This is a genomic window from Synechococcus sp. RC10A2, from assembly GCF_047502605.1.
On record NZ_JANSHP010000024.1, the window covers coordinates 1 to 17,986 of the forward strand.

At 63.6% G+C, this 17,986-nt stretch carries 19 protein-coding genes; 8 read left to right on the top strand and 11 right to left on the bottom strand.

The features are described from left to right. The first annotated feature begins 81 nt into the window (after positions 1-81). Entirely contained in the window at positions 82-300 is a 219-nt protein-coding gene (locus tag NW848_RS02765) for a transposase (protein WP_414402711.1), read from the top strand. 64 nt (positions 301-364) lie between these two features. Next, positions 365-628 carry a zinc ribbon domain-containing protein gene (locus NW848_RS02770; RefSeq protein WP_414402721.1) on the top strand — a complete coding sequence of 88 codons (264 nt, stop codon included), beginning with the start codon at positions 365-367 and terminating at the stop codon, positions 626-628. Between the two features lie 14 nt (positions 629-642). On the opposite strand, the gene recG is transcribed toward NW848_RS02770, so the two are convergent. Together recG and psaM are read right to left on the bottom strand one after the other, a co-directional pair. Continuing rightward, positions 643-3,066: an ATP-dependent DNA helicase RecG gene (gene recG / locus NW848_RS02775; protein WP_414508322.1), complete on the bottom strand. Its 2,424-nt coding sequence runs from the start codon at positions 3,064-3,066 to the stop codon at positions 643-645. 159 nt (positions 3,067-3,225) lie between these two features. After that, positions 3,226-3,318, bottom strand: coding sequence for a photosystem I reaction center subunit XII (gene psaM / locus NW848_RS02780; protein ID WP_041438450.1), 93 nt, complete (start codon positions 3,316-3,318; stop codon positions 3,226-3,228). Between the two features lie 233 nt (positions 3,319-3,551). Here psaM and glyA point away from each other — a divergent pair, with 233 nt between their 5' ends. The 3 genes from glyA to NW848_RS02795 all read left to right on the top strand — a co-directional run bounded on the left by glyA (position 3,552) and on the right by NW848_RS02795 (position 6,636). Next, positions 3,552-4,877, top strand: a complete 1,326-nt coding sequence (gene glyA, locus NW848_RS02785; protein ID WP_414508318.1) for a serine hydroxymethyltransferase — start codon at positions 3,552-3,554, stop codon at positions 4,875-4,877. 24 nt (positions 4,878-4,901) lie between these two features. Beyond that, positions 4,902-6,005, top strand: coding sequence for a glycosyltransferase family 4 protein (locus NW848_RS02790; protein ID WP_414510450.1), 1,104 nt, complete (start codon positions 4,902-4,904; stop codon positions 6,003-6,005). A gap of 61 nt (positions 6,006-6,066) precedes the next feature. Continuing rightward, on the top strand, positions 6,067-6,636 hold the full coding sequence (locus NW848_RS02795; RefSeq protein WP_206338311.1) for a hypothetical protein: 570 nt from the start codon (positions 6,067-6,069) through the stop codon (positions 6,634-6,636). 12 nt (positions 6,637-6,648) lie between these two features. On the opposite strand, the gene NW848_RS02800 is transcribed toward NW848_RS02795, so the two are convergent. After that, a complete protein-coding gene (locus tag NW848_RS02800; protein ID WP_414402713.1) occupies positions 6,649-7,176 on the bottom strand; it encodes an adenine phosphoribosyltransferase in 528 nt (175 codons plus the stop codon). A 178-nt stretch (positions 7,177-7,354) separates the two neighbouring features. Here NW848_RS02800 and NW848_RS02805 point away from each other — a divergent pair, with 178 nt between their 5' ends. Beyond that, positions 7,355-7,792 (top strand): hypothetical protein, encoded by a 438-nt coding sequence (locus tag NW848_RS02805; protein ID WP_011430835.1) that lies wholly within the window; start codon positions 7,355-7,357, stop codon positions 7,790-7,792. A 121-nt stretch (positions 7,793-7,913) separates the two neighbouring features. Here NW848_RS02805 and NW848_RS02810 read toward each other — a convergent pair whose 3' ends face one another. After that, a complete protein-coding gene (locus NW848_RS02810) occupies positions 7,914-9,776 on the bottom strand; it encodes a peptidase M3 (RefSeq protein WP_414402714.1) in 1,863 nt (620 codons plus the stop codon). A 208-nt stretch (positions 9,777-9,984) separates the two neighbouring features. Between NW848_RS02810 and NW848_RS02815 the strand changes: the two genes are divergently transcribed. After that, positions 9,985-11,535, top strand: coding sequence for a YifB family Mg chelatase-like AAA ATPase (locus NW848_RS02815; protein WP_011430837.1), 1,551 nt, complete (start codon positions 9,985-9,987; stop codon positions 11,533-11,535). A 133-nt stretch (positions 11,536-11,668) separates the two neighbouring features. Here NW848_RS02815 and recF read toward each other — a convergent pair whose 3' ends face one another. The 5 genes from recF to rppA all read right to left on the bottom strand — a co-directional run bounded on the left by recF (position 11,669) and on the right by rppA (position 15,863). Beyond that, a complete protein-coding gene (gene recF, locus NW848_RS02820) occupies positions 11,669-12,811 on the bottom strand; it encodes a DNA replication/repair protein RecF (protein WP_011430838.1) in 1,143 nt (380 codons plus the stop codon). Positions 12,812-12,914: 103 nt separating this feature from the next. Beyond that, positions 12,915-13,607, bottom strand: a complete 693-nt coding sequence (locus NW848_RS02825; protein WP_099813019.1) for a DNA-binding protein — start codon at positions 13,605-13,607, stop codon at positions 12,915-12,917. 90 nt (positions 13,608-13,697) lie between these two features. Continuing rightward, the gene (locus NW848_RS02830) at positions 13,698-14,588 is read right to left on the bottom strand and encodes a sensor histidine kinase (protein ID WP_414402715.1); all 891 of its coding nucleotides are present in this window, start codon (positions 14,586-14,588) and stop codon (positions 13,698-13,700) included. A 12-nt stretch (positions 14,589-14,600) separates the two neighbouring features. Then, a complete protein-coding gene (locus NW848_RS02835; protein WP_414402716.1) occupies positions 14,601-15,152 on the bottom strand; it encodes a hypothetical protein in 552 nt (183 codons plus the stop codon). A 21-nt stretch (positions 15,153-15,173) separates the two neighbouring features. Continuing rightward, complete coding sequence (rppA, locus tag NW848_RS02840) at positions 15,174-15,863, bottom strand: two-component system response regulator RppA (RefSeq protein ID WP_414389613.1); 690 nt, start codon at positions 15,861-15,863, stop codon at positions 15,174-15,176. Between the two features lie 78 nt (positions 15,864-15,941). On the opposite strand from rppA, the gene NW848_RS02845 reads away from it, so the two are divergent. Then, positions 15,942-16,334, top strand: a complete 393-nt coding sequence (locus NW848_RS02845) for a hypothetical protein (RefSeq protein ID WP_414401376.1) — start codon at positions 15,942-15,944, stop codon at positions 16,332-16,334. 54 nt (positions 16,335-16,388) lie between these two features. Here the strand turns inward: NW848_RS02845 and NW848_RS02850 are convergent, their stop codons facing one another. Then, positions 16,389-17,261, bottom strand: a complete 873-nt coding sequence (locus NW848_RS02850; protein ID WP_099813017.1) for an ABC transporter substrate-binding protein — start codon at positions 17,259-17,261, stop codon at positions 16,389-16,391. 29 nt (positions 17,262-17,290) lie between these two features. After that, positions 17,291-17,797 (bottom strand): energy transducer TonB, encoded by a 507-nt coding sequence (locus NW848_RS02855; RefSeq protein WP_414510451.1) that lies wholly within the window; start codon positions 17,795-17,797, stop codon positions 17,291-17,293. Positions 17,798-17,986 lie beyond the last annotated feature (189 nt).

A 17,986-nucleotide genomic window follows, 5' to 3' on the forward strand; every position in this document is an offset into this window, starting at 1 on the left:
AGTTGGTTTGCTAAGTGCTGCTATTGTACCCCTTGAGCCCTTAACAGGCTGTATCGCCGGACGGAGAAGAAGCTGAGGCGGTTGCAAAGGGCCGTATCCCGGAAAAAGAAAGGGTCAAACCGCTACAAGAAAGCGGTAAAGAGGTTGTCCAAAGCGCACCAGAAGGTAGCCAACCAGCGCAAAGATTTTCACTACAAGACGGCAAAGGAGTTGTTAAGTAGGGGGAAGCACATTGCTCATGAGGCGCTTACTATTGGGGGTCTGGCTAGAACCAGACTAGCCAAGTCTATTTATTTATGATGCCGGGTGGGGACAATTCCTGCAAATCCTTAAGGTCAAGGCTGAAAGAGCTGGGCTGTTAACGATTGCAGTGAATCCAAACGGCACAAGTCAAGAGTGTTCCGGGTGTGGTCAGGTGGTTCCCAAAAAACTCCACGAAAGGTGGCACGATTGCCCCTACTGTGGGCTAAGGCTGTCACGGGACCACAACTCGGCAAGGGTAATCAAATCCAGAGCGGTGGGGCATCCTGTTCTTAAAGCTCGGAAAACGTCCTATGCGGTAGCAGGAGTCACCGAGAAGCCCGCCCTCTACCCGTTCGCGTCAGCGGCGCGGAGCGCTTTAGGGTGAGGGACGGGAGTATGTCACGTCAACAAAGCCGGCCCCAACAGGCGGGCCTGGCGTTCTTCCAGTATGCGGCGCAGGCGGGGCCACTGCTGCAGCTCCGGGTCTTGGGCAATGAGCTGCTCGGCCGCCTGGCGGGCCAACTGCAGCACCTCTTGGTCGTCCATGAGGCTGGCCAGGGCAAAGTCGGGCAGCCCCGACTGGCGGGTGCCCATCACCTCCCCAGGGCCGCGGAAGCGCAGGTCCATCTCGGCAATGAAAAAGCCATCGTGGGACTGCTCCAGGACTTTTAGCCGGCGCAGGGCCTCTTCGCTTTGGGATCCCGTCATTAGAATGCAGTAGGCCTGGTCGGATCCCCGCCCCACCCGCCCCCGCAGTTGGTGGAGCTGGGAGAGGCCAAAGCGCTCGGCATGCTCCACCAGCATCACCGAGGCGTTGGGCACATCCACCCCTACTTCCACCACTGTGGTGGAGACGAGGATATCCAGCTCCCGCCGGCGAAAGGCTTCGATGACAGCCTCTTTCTCGCTGCTAGTTAGGCGCCCGTGCAGCAGGCCCACCCGGAACTGGGGGAAGACCTTCTCCTGCAGGCGCTGGTGCTCTTCAATGGCGGACTTGAGATCCAGCTTCTCAGACTCCTCAATCAGGGGCAGCACCACGTAGGCCTGCCGTCCCTGGGCAATTTCCCGCTCCATCAGCCGCACCACCTGCAGGCGATCCCCGGGTCGAGCCACCACCGTATGCACCGGCTTGCGCCCCGGGGGCAACTCGTCAATTTGGGTAACATCCAGATCCCCGTGCAGGGCCAGGGTAAGGGTGCGGGGGATGGGGGTGGCCGTCATGGTCAGGACATCGGGGTGATCCCCTTTCTGTTGCAGGGCAGCCCGCTGTTCGACGCCAAAGCGGTGCTGCTCGTCGATAACCACCAAGCCCAGGTTGCGAAACTGCACCGCCGGCTGGATGAGGGCATGGGTACCAACAACTAGGGGCAGCTCCCCGGTCTGCAACTGCCGCAGGATCTCGCGCCGCTTGGCGGGGGGGGTGGAGCCGGTCAAGAGTTCAACGGGCACTTGCAGTTGGCTCAGCCACTCCACCAGCTTGCGGTAGTGCTGCTCGGCCAAGACCTCGGTGGGGGCCATGAGGGCCGCCTGCCAGCCGGATTGAATCGCCGCCAGCAAGGCCGCCACCGCCACCACAGTTTTGCCGGATCCCACATCCCCCTGCAGCAGGCGGTTCATGGGCAAGGGATCCCGCAGATCCGCCAGGATCTCGTCAATGGCCCGCTGCTGGGCAGCGGTCAGCTGGAAGGGCAGGATTTGGTAGAAGCGGTCCAAGAGCTCTCCTCTGGCCGGCTGGTAGCGGGGGACAGCTTGGGCCCGGGCGCGGTAGCGCTGCCGCCGCTGCAAGAGGCTAAGTTGCAGGTAGAAGAACTCATCGAACACCAGCCGCCGCCGGGCCTGGGCCAGCAGCTCTTGCGTCTTGGGAAAGTGGATCTGCTGCAGGGCAAGGGGCAAGTCCAACAGCTGCAACTGCCGCTTCAGGGGCTCCGGCAAGGGATCCTCCACCAAGGCAGCTGCCGGCAGGGCGAGCTGGACGGCCTTGCGCACCAGATCGGCGGGGATCCCTTCTGAAAGGGGGTAAACGGGTAGAATCTTGCCCAATCTCTCCGGATCCTCGCCCTCTCCCCCCAGCACCTCCAGTTGCGGGTTGTCCAGCGTCAGGCCCAAGCGGCCCTTTTTCACCAGGCCGCTGGCCGCCACCACTGCCCCCTTGGGGTACTGCCGCTCCAGGGCCGCCTGCCAACTGCGCTGGGCAAATTGCCGCCCGCTGTAGAAGCGGCTGAGGGTGACTATGCCACTTTTGTCGGCAATCTTGAGGTTCAAGATGGTCAGCAAGGGGTTTTTGGGGCTGGTAAAGCAACTGCAGCTTTTCACCGTCCCCACCAGGGTAACGGTCTCCCCCACCTTGGCCTGGCGGATGAGCACCCGGCGGGAATAGTCCAGGTGATCCCGTGGGAAGTAGTAGAGGGCATCGCGCACAGTGTGCAGGCCCAGTTGTGCCAGCTTCTCCGCCGACTTGGGGCCAATGCCCTTGAGAAATTGCAGCGGCTGCTCCAAGCTGAGGCCCTTGGGCGGGGGCAAAGCAGGGCTGGGTGGGCCAGATTGGGCTTGCTCTTGCTGACGACGCAGCCGATCCAGCCAGCGGCGGGTTTCCGCCACCAGGTGCTGCCGCTCCGCCAGCTCCAACTGGGGGTAGAGGCGATAGCGGGATCCCAGTTCTTTCCACCGCCGTCGCTCCTCTCCATCCAGCGTCCAACCCGCAGGGGGATCCTGGCCAAACACGCTCTGCAAAAACTGGGAGAAGGTCTGCTCTCGCCCCTGCAGGTCGGTAAATCCCAACTCCGCCTCTAGAGAAAGGGCGCGCTGAAGCCGCTGTAGATCCACCTGGCTCAAGTTGCTTCTGGGTCGGCTGCCGGTAGTCTCTCTAATCCAACTTTAGCCAATGGCAAAGAGCCCCAGGCGCGGCCTCTGCGCCTCAACTCAAAAGGGCCTGCTCTGTAGGACAGGCCCAGGGATCCAGAGCAACCTTATTCCAGATGGAAACTAGCTGCGGGCCAAGGCGGATCCCAGGAGCGCGGCCATCACGGCCGGCACCAGGGCAATGGCCAGGATGGTGAAAACTTGCGCGTCGGTCATAGCCAACTCCCTAAAACCCAGTGCTGTGAACCTGCTCCTCACTTTACCCCGGCTGGTGACCAGACCTGGGGCCTAAAAATATTCTTTACAAAGCGGCCTTTGGCTCTGGGTTTGGCCGCTGCGGGATCCCCCAGCCCGGCCCCAATCGTGTTACGATGTTGCTCCGCAACGCTGTCGCGACAGCGGGGCAATTCTGGATCTTTTTCTTTGCAACGTTCGCTCTTGGCGTCACCATGGTAGCCGCTCCGCAAAGCTTGACCACTCCCCGGGACAACCTGGCCATTTTGGCGGAAACGGATCCCGTCGTCTACCGCCTCATCCAGCAGGAGCTCAACCGGCAGCGGGATCACCTGGAGATGATTGCCAGCGAGAACTTCACCTCGCCGGCTGTCCTGGCCGCCCAGGGCTCGGTGCTGACCAACAAGTATGCAGAGGGGCTGCCCGGCAAGCGCTACTACGGCGGCTGCGAGTTTATCGACGAGATCGAACAACTGGCCATCGACCGCGCCAAGCAACTCTTTGGAGCGGCCCACGCCAACGTGCAGCCCCACTCCGGCGCCCAGGCCAATTTTGCCGTTTTCCTGGCCCTGCTGCAGCCGGGAGACACGATCATGGGCATGGATCTGGCCCACGGCGGCCACCTCACCCACGGCTCGCCAGTGAACGTCTCCGGCAAGTGGTTCCGCGTGGTGCACTATGGTGTGGATCCCCAGACGGAGCGGATTGACTTCGACCAGGTGCGGGATCTGGCCCGGCAGCACCGGCCCAAGCTCATCATCTGCGGCTATTCGGCCTATCCTCGGGTCATTGACTTTGCCGCTTTCCGTGCTATTGCCGACGAGGTGGGGGCCTATCTAATGGCCGATATCGCCCACATTGCCGGCCTGGTGGCCACCGGCCACCACCCCAACCCGGTACCTATCTGCGATGTGGTCACCACCACCACCCACAAGACGCTGCGGGGGCCACGCGGCGGGCTGATCCTCACCCGCGACCCGGAATTGGGCAAAAAGCTGGACAAGGCGGTGTTCCCCGGCAGCCAAGGGGGGCCTTTGGAGCATGTCATTGCCGGCAAGGCGGTGGCCTTTGGAGAAGCCCTGCAGCCCAGCTTTGCCCAGTACTCAGCCCAGGTCATTGCCAATGCCCAGGCGCTGGCGGCAACGCTGCAGCGGCGGGGCATCCGGCTGGTTTCAGGGGGCACCGACAACCACCTGGTGTTGCTGGATCTGCGCTCGGTCTCGGCAGTGCTGGAGAAAAACGGGGCTGCTGATCCAGTGATGACAGGCAAGCGGGCGGATCGCCTGATGGAAGAGATCCACATTACTGCCAACAAAAACACCATCCCCTTTGACCCGCAGCCGCCCTCTGTGGCCAGCGGCCTGCGCCTGGGATCCCCGGCCTTGACCACCCGCGGCCTGGGGCCGGCAGAATTTGAGGAAATTGGGGAAATTATCGCTGACTGCCTGTTCCAGCCAGGGGATCCGGGTGTGCTCGAAGCCTGTCGCCGGCGAGTGGCCGAGCTCTGCCGCCGTTTTCCGCTCTACCCCCACTTGGGATAACCCCCCTCCTCGCTACGGCTTGCCATGCCTTACTTGGTTGCCTTTTTGGCTGCTGCCTGTGTGGTTCTCTGGGCAACCCCGGTGGTGAAGGCGGTCGGGATCCGCAGCGGCCAGTTGGATTTTCCCGATGAGCGCAAGATCCACCGGCAGCCGATGGTGCGCCTAGGGGGGGTCTCTATCTTTTTTGGCAACCTGGTGGCACTACTCTTGCTCTGGGGAGCCGGAGCCTTCGCCGGCTTGCGCACCGAGCAGGAGTACGAGATCTGGGGGGTGACGATTGGCGGCGTTTTGTTTTTCCTAATTGGCGTGGCGGATGATCTGTTTCAGTTGTCGCCTTTTTCGCGCCTGGCGATGCAATTTGGAGTGGCTGCGGCGGCTTGGGGAGTGGGGGTGCGCATCGAGTTCATTAACCTACCGGGGATCGGCATCTGGCCCTTTCCGGTATGGCTGAGCCTGCTGGTTACCCTGCTGTGGCTGGTGGGGATGGCCAATGCCATCAACTTCATGGACGGCCTGGATGGCTTGGCGGCAGGCGTGTCGGGGATCGCGGCAGTCGTGATGCTGATGGTAACGCTGCTCCTGGATCGGCCGGCGGCGGCCATGCTGGCGGCAGCCTTGGCCGGGGCCTGCCTGGGCTTTTTGCGCTACAACTTCAACCCGGCCCAGATCTTCATGGGAGATGGGGGAGCCTACTTTCTGGGCTTCACCCTGGCCGGGATCGGGGTCATTGGGGTGGCCAAGGGGGTAACCACGCTGGCGGTGGCCCTGCCGTTTTTTATCCTGGCCGTGCCGATTCTGGATATGTCTGCTGTGATCCTCAAGCGCTTGGCCAGAGGCAAGTCCCCCTTTCATCCCGACAAGGGCCACTTGCACCATCGCCTGCTCAAAGCCGGCCTGTCGCAGCGGCATTCAGTACTCTTGATCTACGCCATGACCCTCTGGGGGGGATCCCTGGCCTTGGCCCTGGCCGGCCTGCCGGCAGGGGGTACCTATCTGGGCGGGGCCTCGCTGCTGTTGGCGGGAGTAAGCTGGGGGGCCTGGCAACGCCACCGTCAGCGGCAACGGTCTTTGGCTGCTGAAGATACCCAGGTTCAAGCAACAGATTCAGTTAATTCAAAAAAGGATTAAGCCTGGGTTGTTCCCAGCCGCCCGCCTGCCTAGACTGGAAGGGATCTCCTCTGCCGCCTTGATGATGCGTCCTACACCGGAGCTGGCGGCCCTTTTGCGCCGCACCGCCGATCGCCTGCAGGCTCAGCACTGGGGTTTTTGGGATCGCGAGTACTGCTGGCGGGATAGTACCCGCTGCAATTGCGGCCTGCTGGTGCGAGAAGCCCTGGGCTGGAATCAGCAGCAGCTTAGCCTACACATCCACCGCGGCACTTGGCGCACCATTGCCCAAACAGCCTATCGCACCGCTGCCTTTGTCCTGAGGGATCCCTGGCAAGCCCGGTGCCAGGCCACGGGCCTGCGGCTGGGGTATGTGTTTGAGAAGATGGCAGAGCTGGGGTTTGACCGGCCAGAGGACTTTGCTGCCCTGGAAGAGCTCAGCGATCCGGTTATCCTGGCCCGCCTCGCCGAAAAGGGGGTGGAGCCAGTGCGGCGCGACCACGCCCTCCATGTGGCCCTCTACATGCGGGAGCTGGCCGACTGGATTGAGGAGCAGCTGCAGGCCCAGGCTCAGCTCAGCCACTTGACCCAACCCCTGCCCAAAGCCAAAGCAACAGAGGTGGCCGTCCGCCAGCCGCTGCGCCTGCGGTGAGGTGTGGATCCCCTAGTTGGATTCGTCCACCATCACCACATGGGTGGGGATCTCAGGGGGCAGGAGCTTGCGGCCCGACAAGAAAGCCAGCTCAATTAGAAAGGCAAACCCTCCCACCTCAGCGCCGCTCTGGGCCACCAACTGAGCGGTGGCGGCAGCAGTGCCCCCGGTGGCGATGACATCATCCACGATCACCACCCGGTCGCCGGGGCGCAGGGCGTGGGCATGGAGTTGCAGCTGGTCTTGGCCGTACTCTAGACTATAGCTTTGGCTAAGCACCGGCGGTGGCAACTTGCCGGGTTTGCGAACCGGGACAAATCCCAACCCCAAATGCTGAGCCAAAGCAGCCCCCAGAATAAACCCCCGCGACTCAATGCCCACCACATAGTCCAGGGATCCCATAGTGGCAGTACCGGCAGCCAACTGTTCAATTGCCGCCCGAAAGCCTGCTGGATCCCGCAGCAGGGGGGTTATGTCGCGAAAGAGGATCCCGGGTTTGGGAAAATCGGACACCAAGCGGATGAAGGCGCGCAAATCCATCCTGTTTTCCTCGCTGGCCAGTGGCTTGCCGAAAGAACGCAACCCATCATACCCACTTAGCTTAAGGGCAGATGGAATGCCTTTTTGTCCGTTCGGCAGCGGGGAAGATTTTTTATAATTAGCAGGGCTGGGAGCCGCGGCTTACCTGGTCTTTCTGTTTGTGACTCGGAGATTTCTCATGCGCTACTACATGGCCATCGACTCCAATCCCCTGGCAAGTTTGCCGCTGGCTCTGTTTGGGGTGGGCAGCGAGTCGGCATACGTCGATCTGCTGCAGGACAAGTTAATGGTGCGGGTGGGCAACTTGTTCAACGAAACCTTTTCTCTAAGCGAGTTGGGACGAGGGGAGCGCTTCTCCTGGCCCTGGTTCTACGGCCTGGGTGTGCGCACCGATTTCCAGGGGTTGGTGGGCGCGGTAACCAGCACCCAGGGGGTGGTTGCCATTCCGCTGCTGCAGGAAAAGACCCTCTTCATCCCTCTGCTGGGGCCGCTGGGGCTGCAAGTACCCTGCAAAAAGCTGGTCTTCAGCCTCAAGGATCCGGATACCTTTTTGGCCAATTTCAACCAGGGGCGCCCCGAGGTGAACGGCGCGCCCAAGAATGTGGTGATTGAGTAGCCAGGGCCAGCTATTTTGACAAGACCAGCACCTCAGTGACGGAGCCGCGCTTGCGGCCGTGGCAGTTGATGGCGCGGCTGTCTCCTTCTCGCTACGCCAAAGGTCAGCTGGCCGCAGTCCCCTAGTTTTGATCCTCTTCCAGCACCTCGATCCAATGCTCCAGTTCCTCCAACCCCTGCAACACTGCCTCTGGGTCGCTTAGCTCCACCTGGAGCAGCTGGGCCGATTCTGCCCAGCTTAGGGATCCGGGCGGGCTGGCCAGCCAATTCAGGTAGCTGGGCAAAAAGGTCCGCGGAGACAGATGATACTGGCGGTAACAGGCCAGGGCAACCAGGCTGGCCAGGCTGACCTGAGGGGCGCTGAAGGGGCGCAGAAACAGCTCCGGCATCCCCACCCAGCGGAACTGCTCTTCCGGCAACAGCTCCACCGCATCGCCGCACAGCTCCTGGCTCAGCTTCAGCCACTCTTCGCCGACCCAGTAGGTAGGGCCAGCCTCGGATGGGGCCAGTGGAGCGGTGTCGCCTTGCGAGATCTCCGACCGGTAGAGGAGCAGCTCCAGCCGCGCAATCAAGCTCTGGTAGAACACGGCTTGCAACTGCGCCTCCAGGTGGTGAATCAACAGGGCCTGGGCCAAGGTAAGGCTGCCGGAGCGCAAGGCCTCCGGCCCGCTTCCCCGATCGCGGAGACGAGGTGGCGCCGGCGTGCCCCGCGCCCCCTCCAGCAGGTAGTCGAGCAGCATCTGCTGTAAAAACGCGGTGTGCACCCGAATTTCCCAGGAGGGCTGGACAGTTCCTTGCAGCTCCTCCAGATCCAGCCAAACCCGAGGCCCCTCAGGCCGGAGCCGCCGGCTGAGGGCTTCAAGGGCTTGCAGCAGCAAGGCGAGGGGTTCACCCCCTAACGATGGCGTCTCTGGCTTGCCGGCGGGTGCTTCCAAGTTGGAGCGGATTTCCGGTAACCAGGGTTTGGCCTGGGCTGCACAGTCGGGGCAGAACTCTTGCAGGGCCGCCCAGACCAGGGAGGTAGCCTCGGCGGCGGTGAGGGGAGGAGCCGGATCCCCCCAGGGCGCATAGAGGTCGCAGGTACGGATGGAACGGCCCAGGGCGCGGCTTTTTAGGCGGTAGTAGCGCTGGAACAGGTCGAAGCGATCGCGGATCCCGTCCAGCAGCTGCTCCCAAAAGGGCTGGCCGAGGCCATGGCGAGCCAGGTAAAGCTCGGCGGCAGAATCGTAGCCCCGCCACTGGGCTTCCCAGAGGTGGTCGCGGATGAGGACGCTGAGAATAAATCCCCCTAGCTCTGCATGGGCTTCTAGGTGTTGGCCCAACCGCTGGTAGGCCGCCCAGCGGATCTCAGCGCTGGGGTGGGTTTGCAGGCTCTGCAGGTGGGCAAGGGTTTCAGTCGACTGCTGTTGGGGGAGAGCGGGGGAGCTAAGGGTGACTTGCCACAACTGCCGCCAGGCCAAGCGTCCGGCCAGGCGCTGCTGGTGGAGTAGACGTTCCAGAGGCTCCGCCTGCTGGTGACCTCGCTGCTGGAGGAGGCCACACAGAAACTGGCGAAAGGGGCGCAGCCCTGGATCGGCACAGGCAGCAGCCAAAAGATCCAAGCGCCGCTCCTCTGGCTCGGGCGGCAACTCGGCGGCAGGCTCGTCGGGAGAGACAGCCAACAGGGACTGCAGCTCCAGGGGGAAAAAGAGCAAGTGGCTTTGCAGGGAGATAGCCCGTTCCAGATCCCGCCAGCTTGGGGCCTGAACAGGGGTAGCCGGGATCCCTTCCCTGCCCTCTGCAAGGTGAGCTGCCAGGGCTTGTGTTAGCTGCAACAAGACTTGCAGCGCCTTTCCCAGCTCTGGTGGGCTGAGCTGGGCCACTTGCCCTCGGTAGCAGCGGGCAAACTGCTGTACCTGCTCTTCCAGCTCATCCCACGCTGGGATGGGCTCTTCCCCGGGGCCAGAAAAATGGTCAAAGGGAGGGTCGGAAGTAGGAAAGACCACTGGGATAGCCTCCTAGCGATGAGGGCCCTCCCTCCATTGCTTTGTCGGCTGAGGGGAGTGCCCCCTTTTGAGGGGCAGGGAAAGCCTGAAACGATTGTGACATTCTCCCCAAGCCCCTGCAGCCAGAGCGCAGGGATCCCTGGCCAGGGCAGAGGCCAAAACTTCTGCCAGGATTAAGCTAAAGACTTTCCTCGGGGAGGCAACTGGAGTGTTTGCTCAGGTCACTGCTGCTGCCCTGGTGGGACTCAAGGCCGTGGGGGTCACGGTAGAGGTGGATGTGGGCGGTGGCTTGCCCCAGATTACCCTGGTGGGGCTGCCCGATACAGCCGTTCAGGAGGCCAAAGAGCGGGTACGGGCGGCCATCAAGAACTCCGGCTTTGCCCTGCCCCAGCGGCGGATCATCGTCAACTTGGCCCCCGCCGATCTGCGCAAAGAGGGCCCCAGCTTCGATCTGCCCATTGCCATCGGCATCCTGGCAGCCGCAGGAGTAGTTGAGCGGGAAGCGCTGGCCAACACCCTGCTGCTGGGGGAATTGGCCCTGGATGGCACCCTGCGTCCTGTGGCGGGAGTTTTGCCCATCGCCGCCAGCGCCGCCGAGATGGGGATCCGCCGCCTGGTGGTGCCCCGAGAAAACGGCCCGGAAGGGGCGCTGGTGCAAGGGATCCAGGTGTATGGGCTGCCCTCTTTGGCGGCAGTGGTGAGCTGGCTGCAAAACCCCCAGGGAGTTGAGCCGGTGCGGATCCAGCGGGAGCAGATGCTGCCCACCGAAACGGAACCCCTGCTGGATTTAGCCGATGTCAAGGGGCAAGAGCACGCCCGACGGGCCCTGGAGATCGCGGCGGCCGGCGGCCACAACCTGTTGCTGGTGGGCAGCCCGGGAGCGGGCAAGACCATGCTGGCGCGTCGTCTGCCCGGCATTTTGCCGCGGCTGCAGTGGGAAGAGATGTTGGAAATTACCCGCATCTACTCGGCAGCCGGCCTGTTGCGGCAAAATCTCCACCTGGGGCGCCAGACTCCCCTGATTACGCAGCGGCCCTTTCGGGCTCCCCACCACTCGGCTTCGGCGGTGGCGCTGGTGGGTGGTGGCCCCTACCCCAAGCCTGGCGAGATCTCCCTTGCTCACCACGGTGTCCTGTACCTGGATGAACTGACGGAATTCCGGCGGGAGGTGTTGGAGGTGCTGCGCCAGCCTTTGGAAGATGGCAAGGTCACCATCTCCCGCGCCCGCGTTTCTCTGGAGTTTCCCGCCCAAACCACCCTGGTGGCCTCCACCAACCCTTGCCCCTGCGGTTTCTATGGAGATCCCGTTCAGCCCTGCACCTGTACGCCGCAGCAGCGGGAGCGCTACTGGTCCAAGCTCTCCGGGCCGCTGTTGGATCGCATCGACTTGCAGGTGCGGGTCAACCGCCTCAAGCCAGAAGAAATTGTCCGCCTCCAGGGCGGCGAATCTTCCCAAGCGGTGCGGCAGCGGGTGGAACAGGCGCGGCAGCGCCAACGGCAGCGCTTCCAAAACGAGCCAGGGATCCACTGCAACGCCCAGATGCAACCCCGCCACCTGCGGCAGTGGTGTGCCCTGTCCGAGCCCTGTCGCAAACTCTTGGAGAGCGCCATCCAAAAGCTGGGCCTGTCTGCGCGGGGGAGCGACCGCATCCTCAAGGTGGCCCGCACCATCGCCGACCTGGAGGGTGCCGAGGCCATCGCCCCCACCCACCTCGCCGAGGCCATCCAGTATCGCAGCCTGGATCGCGGGCGGCCCTGAGCCCTCACCCCCGGCCCCTCTCCCAGAGGGAGTGATTCCCTCACCCCCAGCCCCTCTCCCAGAGGGAGTGATTCCCTCACCCCCGGCCCCTCTCCCAGAGGGAGAGGGGAGTATGGTATGGGATTGGCCTGCTTTAAGCCAAGGGGAGCGAGGCGGGGGAGGGAGCAATCTGCCCCTGGTGCACTTGCAGGATTTGCGCCCCTTGGAGCCAAGCGGCGTCGAAGGATCCCAGGTGGGTGGTGGTAACCAAAGTCTGCACCCGTTCTTGAATCGCCTCCAAGAGCTGGTTTTGGCGGTGCAGATCCAGCTCTGCCAGCACGTCGTCCAGCAGCAGCAGGGGCGGATCCCCCTTCACCTGCTCGATCAGTTCCAGCTCCGCCAATTTGAGGGCCAAGACCAAGGTGCGCTGCTGCCCCTGGGATCCATAGGCGCGGGCGGCAACTCCGTCGATGCCCAGCTCCACCTCGTCTCGGTGGGGGCCAACCAGAGAGGTGCCCAGGGCCTGTTCGGCAGCAGCCTTGGCGCGGATCGCGGCCAAAAATTGGGCTTGAACCACCTTGGGATCGGCCTGGGGATCCGGCAGGGGCACCTGCGGGCGGTAGGTGAGGCTGAGGGTCTCCCGTCCGCCGCTGATGGCCTGGTGCCAGCGGGCGGCCAGGGGTTCTAGCCGCTGCAACAGCCGGGCGCGGCGGCGCAGGATGCGGCTGCCAAGGGTGGCCAGTTGCGCGTCCCAAAAGGCCATCTGAGGTACTTTGTCGCCCGCAGCCAAGGGATCCTGCTTCAAGAGGGCATTGCGCTGCTTGAGGATCTGACGATACTGCTCCACCAGGCCCAGGTAAGCCGGCTCCAGTTGAAGCAACACCCCGTCCAGCCAGGTGCGCCGCGCTTCTGGAGCTCCCCGCACCAGCTCCAGATCCAGGCTGGAGAACACCACGGCACTCACCTGCCCCAAAAAGTCCGATTGTCGCCGTAGCCCCTGGCCGTTAACCCTTAGGGATCGCCCCCCTTGGCTGCGCAGCTCCATCGCCAGCTCGTGGGCCACCCCCAGCCGCTCCACCGTGGCGGCGATCCGGGCCTTCTCTGCCCCCTGCTGCACCAACTCCCGATCCCGACCGGCCCGCCGCGAGCGCAGGGTGGCCAAGAGCTCCACCGCCTCCAAGAGGTTGGTCTTGCCCTGGGCGTTCTCCCCCACCAGGATGGTCTTGGGCGCCTCGAAGGAGATCTTTTGATCCCGGTAGTTGCGAAAGTGCCACAGGTGCAGAAAACGCAGGTACACTCGACAGCCGTGCGCTCTTGGCTCTGGATTTCTGGGCAGAAGAACAGCCCCCGCGGCGGGGGCTTTTACTCTAACGCAACTGCCTCGGGGTCAGCAGACCCACTCAGAAGCTGCTCAGGGATCCCAGACCGCTCAGGCGCTCAGCCGCCAACAGGTGCAAGGCGGCGCGGGCCGAGTGGAAGGCGGCTTTGCTGCGGCTGTAGTCGGCGAAGGTGTAGCTAGCGGGATCGGCATTGACCCTGCCCAACAACTGTTGGGCTTGCTGCTGCAGCTCGGCTACAGGGCCGGAGGTGATGTTGGCGAAGGTCATCTCCGCTTGCAACCGGCTGAGGGACTCTTGGGCGCGGAGGGGGGCTTCGAAGAAGGAACGGCCAGGAGGGCCCCCAAAGCCTAGCTCCGCTTCGTACAGAGCTTTGGCGGCTTTGGCCAGGTTTTCCGCCGCCTTGGCCTGCTCGCGGGCGGCAAAGACATTCCCCCCTTGCAGAGCCTTCTGGGCCTCGGCAAAGCTCTGGCGGCTCAGCTCCAGAAGACGGGCCGCTTCCGGAGAGGATCCCCGCTGGGCGAAGAAGCTGGCTTCCGCCAGGTCCCGCTGCGCTTTGGCCAGGTCGTGGTTGACTCGCTCCAGCTCCCGCGGGCTCTGCCAACTCGGCTGCATTGGCACGGGGGCTGCAGTTCCAGGAGCCGAGGGCCGGCCCCGCTGGGCTTGCGCCGGGGATCCCAGCACCAGGGGAGTGAGGAGCACCAAAATCGGTAGGGAACAGCCGAGGGTACGGGTGAAGGAAGCACGCATCGTCATGGTTACAAACTCCAATCGACAGGACAAGCCGGTTTGGGGTTGGCCCGTTCGCGCTCTTTGGGCGGAGTTCTGGGGGCTTTCCCTTGCGGCTTATCTTGAGAATGGCGAAAGAAAATGACGTGAAGATGACAAGGGCAGCTCCACCGTAAACACCGACCCCTCCCCCACCCGGCTGGCCACCCGCAGGGATCCCCGATGGGCGGTAACGATCTGGTGGGCCAAGGCCAGGCCCAGCCCAAATCCCCCCGTATGGCGGGCGCGGGCCGTGTCCACCCGGTAAAACCGCTCGCACAGGTGGGGCAGGTGCTCAGGAGGGATGCCGATGCCTGTATCCTTCACGTGGATGCTAACCCAGGGAGGCCGGCTTTCCAGGCTCACCTGCACCGTGCCGCCGGCGGGGGTGTACTGCAGGGCATTGCGCAGCAGGTTTTCCACCGCCTGCCGCAGCAGGGCCGCCTCCCCCCGCACCAGCCATTTCCCGGCAGGCCCCGGCAGGTCGCATTGCCAGCGCAGCCCCAGGGACTCCGCTTGGGGCGGGTATTGTTCGCCCAGCTCCTGCACCAGCTCCCGCAAGTCCACCAGGGGCAGATCCTCCAAAGGCAGGGATCCCTGCTGGCGGGCCAACTGCAGCAAGGTATCGATCAGCACGCTGAGGCGGCGGGCGCTGCTCACCACCTTTTCTAGGCGGGGCTGCGCTTCTTCCGGGGCCAGCAGAGCCATTTGAGCATTGCTCATCAGGGCGGCCAGGGGGGCGCGCAACTCGTGGGAAGCATCGGCGGTAAAGCGCTGCAACTGCTCGTAGGAGCGGCGAATCGGCTGCATCGCCAGCCCCCCCAAGATCCAGCCGGCCCCGCCGATCAACCCCAGCGTCAGCGGGATCCCGATCCCCAACCCCCAGCGCAGACGGCCCAAGCTCAGTTGCAGCGGCTCCAGCGGCACCGCCAGTTGCAAGTAGCCCAGGATCTGATCCCCCTGTTGCACCGGTAGGGTGAGCTAGCGCAGCAGCCTGCCCTCTTCCGCCGCTACCGTCTCAAACCCCAAAGACAGGTGGTGGGGAGGGCTATCTAAGGCAAACCACTTCAGAGGGGGAGGGGATCCCGTGTATTGGCGCAGGGATCCCAGCGGCTCTGCCCCACCGGGATTGGCGGCATCGAACCAGCGCACATAGGCCAGGTGATGCTCAAGGGGCTGGGTTTTGCCGCCCAGAAAAGGCACCTCGTTCAAGACCAGCCGCCACTGCCCCTGGCGCAGCTCGTACTTGATGGCCGCCGCCATGATTCGGGCCTGAACCTGCAGTTCCTCGTCAAAAGCCTGCAATTGGTTCTCCGCTTGCAGGCGGTAGAAGAAAGCAGCAAACACCACCAGGATCCCGCCCATCACGCCGGCAAAGCTGCGGGCCAAGCGACGGCGGCTGTGCTGAAACAATTCCGCCTCTTTTGTCGCGGCCTTCTGGCTCAGGTGCTGCTGAAAAGTTGGCCTCAGAGAAACCCAGTCCCAGCCCAGCCGCGGGAGAGAATGCTTTGGCCCGGCTCTTTTGGCCTCCATGCCACCTCTAGGGAACTGCTTCTATGGGTCTGCTTCCGGGGAGGGGATGCGCAGCCGGTACCCCTGGCCGTACACCGACTCCAGCCAATCCTGGGCCTCCACCTCCTTTAACCGTAACCGCAACCGCCGCACCAGCGCCGCCACGGCATTGCTTTCCGGCTCACAGCCCCACTCCCACACCGCCTGCTCGATCTGGCCCCGACTGAGCACCTGGTGGGGGTGGCGCATCAGGTACTCCATCAACTGAAACTCTTTGCCCGAAAGCTGCACTTGCCGCCCCTGCCGCTCCAGGGTGAGGCTGGCCAGGTGCAACTGCAGGGATCCGAGGCTGAGGCTGTCGCCTTGCCATTGGGGGGAACGGCGCCCCAACGCCCGCACCCGCGCCAGCAGCTCTATCAGATCCACCGGCTTGACCAGGTAGTCGTCTGCCCCCGCATCCAACCCCTGTACGATGTCCGACGTGGCATCCTTGGCGGTTAACATCAGCACCGGTGCGCATCCCCCCGAGCGGCGGTACTGCTGACAGAGTTGGATCCCGCTGATCCCCGGCAGCATCCAATCCAAGATGAGGAGATCATAGGCTTTCTCCTCCATCAGCCAGGCAGCCGTCTCCCCTTCGCTGGCGCAGTCCACCACATGGCCGCACTTGGCCAGAGCAGCCTGCAAAGGCTCCAACTGCTCCAGGTCGTCTTCCACCAACAAAATTCGCATGTCCCGCTTGCTACCCACCGATCCCACTCTGCCAGGCTAGGATGGCGGAGAAAAGCCATCTCCCGGATCCCTCAAACCATGGCCAACCCGTTCAAGCTTCTTCAGTCACGTGAGCCCAGCCTGGGGGCCGACTTCTGGCTGGCCTTGCCCCTGGCCGGGATCCTGTTTGGGGTGGGCGGAGAATGGGTGACCGGCCAAGTGCTGAGCCGTCCCCGCCCGCAGGTCCAGCCTTTGGCCATTCGCAGCCAGCAGCAGGCCATTCTAACTCTGGATATTCTCTCCATCCAAGCGGAGATCCGCCGCCGCCGCGGCTACACCAAGGTGGAGGTGACGACCACCAATCCCCATTTGCGCAAGCTGGAATTTGAATTTCCGGAGCTGGATCCGGATCGGGTGGCCGCCCAGATTGCCCAAGAGCTGGGCCTCACCCCCGACCAGGTGCAGCGCCTCACCCGCTACAGCTTGGACTAGAAAGATATTTCAAGATATTTCAAACAGGAAGGCTATCTCCCGCGTTCCCTTGGGTCAGCCCTCCGAAAAAATCCGGGCCAACTGCTCGCAGGCCGCTCTAATCTTCTCCAGGGTGCCGGGGTTGACCAAGCCGTAGTAGTCAAATCCATAGACCCTCTGGGTTTGAACAGCTTGCAGTTGATTCCAAAAGGGGCGGGAACGGAAAAAGGCCAAGGGATCCGCCGCCTCCGGGTTGACCACCAACAAAACCTCGGGGTTGGCTTCCAGGATGCGCTCTGCCGCAAGGGTGACATAGCCGCGAAATTGCCCTTGGCTTTGCAGGGCAGCCGTCAGGTTATCGGCGCCAAAGCGCTCCAGCAGATCCCCGGCCCAGCTTTGCCGGTTGGGAGAGAGAATCGGCTGGGTGCCCACCAAAAGCAGGGTTTTGGGGCGAACTGGGGGCAGCTCCTGGGGCAAAAGCGATCCGTACTCCCGCAGCAAGGGATCCGGATCCGCCCCCAAGGCAGCAGCCAGAGTGGCGATGGTTGCTTCCAGGGCAGCCCAACTGTCCACCTGCGTGAGATAGGTGGGGATCCCCAATGCCTGCAATCGTTCTGCCAAAGCCGTGTGAAAGCCACTGGCCCCCACCACCCAGTCCGGTTGCAGGGCCACGATTTGCTCCAGGTTAGGTTGGTTGCCCAGCCCCAGCCGAGTTATGCCCTGAAAGCGGGGATCCGCCTCCAACAAGCGCCCGGACGGGATCCCCACCAGCTTGTCCGGAGCCAGGCGATAGAGAATATCGGCTGTCAAGGTGGTGAGGCTGGCCACTCGCCGAACCGGAGCTGGCGGGATCTGGCTTTGGGCGCGGGCCAAGCGACCCATTCCCCAAACCCCCAGGCTGGCCAGGCCCAAGACAAGGAGTTGACGGCGAGAAAGACAAGACGGCATGGACGATCTCCAAAACAGTTCCAAAACAGTCAATTGAGGGTGAACTGAATCGGCACCGTTACCCACGACTCAATCGGGGTGTTGTTCCTCAAGGCGGGGCTAAATTGCCAGCGTTGCACCGCCTCTTGTGCGGCCCTGTCCAGGGCCGGGAAGCCGCTGGAAGAGACAATTTCCACCTGCTGCACCTGCCCTTGGGCATCCACCTTGACCCGCAACAGCACTTGCCCCTGCTGGTTGAGGCGGCGGGCTTGGGGAGGGTACTGCGGCGGCGGGTTGCGCCCCGGGATGGGGCGGGCCAGGATGTCCGGCCTGGCAGCCACTGCTGCGGGCGAGGAGGTGGGGGAGGATGCCTCCCCGGCCCCTTCTGCCGCTGTCGGCGCAGAACCCTGCGCTTGGGATCCACCGAGGCCACCCGTCCCAGGAGCGCTGGATCCAGATCCCTCGCTCCCGCCGGGGGAAGCAGTGCCCCCGCCACCCGAACGGATCCCTTGGATGAGGGGGGTGAAGCGGGGAATGGGAGCGCTCGTAGCAGCCACGGGGGGCGGCCTGTCGGCCACAGGTGCAGCCGTGGGGGTAGCCACCGGAGTTGGAGGGGGCTGCTGTGGTGAGGGGGTGACCGTCGGTGTTGGGGAGGGCGGAGGAGGGGTTGGTGCGGCCATCGGCGTGGGTGGAGGGGTCGGCTCCGGCTTTGCTGTGGGAACAGGCGTAGGGGTGGGGGGCGGCGT

What these genes read in the sequence shown, in the direction of transcription:
- psaM (WP_041438450.1), bottom strand. Translation starts at nt 3,318, where the DNA reads ATGACCGACGCGCAAGTTTTCACCATCCTGGCCATTGCCCTGGTGCCG.
- glyA (WP_414508318.1), top strand. Translation starts at nt 3,552, where the DNA reads ATGGTAGCCGCTCCGCAAAGCTTGACCACTCCCCGGGACAACCTGGCC.
- NW848_RS02790 (WP_414510450.1), top strand. Translation starts at nt 4,902, where the DNA reads ATGCCTTACTTGGTTGCCTTTTTGGCTGCTGCCTGTGTGGTTCTCTGG.
- NW848_RS02795 (WP_206338311.1), top strand. Translation starts at nt 6,067, where the DNA reads ATGATGCGTCCTACACCGGAGCTGGCGGCCCTTTTGCGCCGCACCGCC.
- NW848_RS02800 (WP_414402713.1), bottom strand. Translation starts at nt 7,176, where the DNA reads ATGGATTTGCGCGCCTTCATCCGCTTGGTGTCCGATTTTCCCAAACCC.
- NW848_RS02805 (WP_011430835.1), top strand. Translation starts at nt 7,355, where the DNA reads ATGCGCTACTACATGGCCATCGACTCCAATCCCCTGGCAAGTTTGCCG.
- NW848_RS02825 (WP_099813019.1), bottom strand. Translation starts at nt 13,607, where the DNA reads ATGACGATGCGTGCTTCCTTCACCCGTACCCTCGGCTGTTCCCTACCG.
- NW848_RS02835 (WP_414402716.1), bottom strand. Translation starts at nt 15,152, where the DNA reads ATGGAGGCCAAAAGAGCCGGGCCAAAGCATTCTCTCCCGCGGCTGGGC.
- rppA (WP_414389613.1), bottom strand. Translation starts at nt 15,863, where the DNA reads ATGCGAATTTTGTTGGTGGAAGACGACCTGGAGCAGTTGGAGCCTTTG.
- NW848_RS02845 (WP_414401376.1), top strand. Translation starts at nt 15,942, where the DNA reads ATGGCCAACCCGTTCAAGCTTCTTCAGTCACGTGAGCCCAGCCTGGGG.
- NW848_RS02850 (WP_099813017.1), bottom strand. Translation starts at nt 17,261, where the DNA reads ATGCCGTCTTGTCTTTCTCGCCGTCAACTCCTTGTCTTGGGCCTGGCC.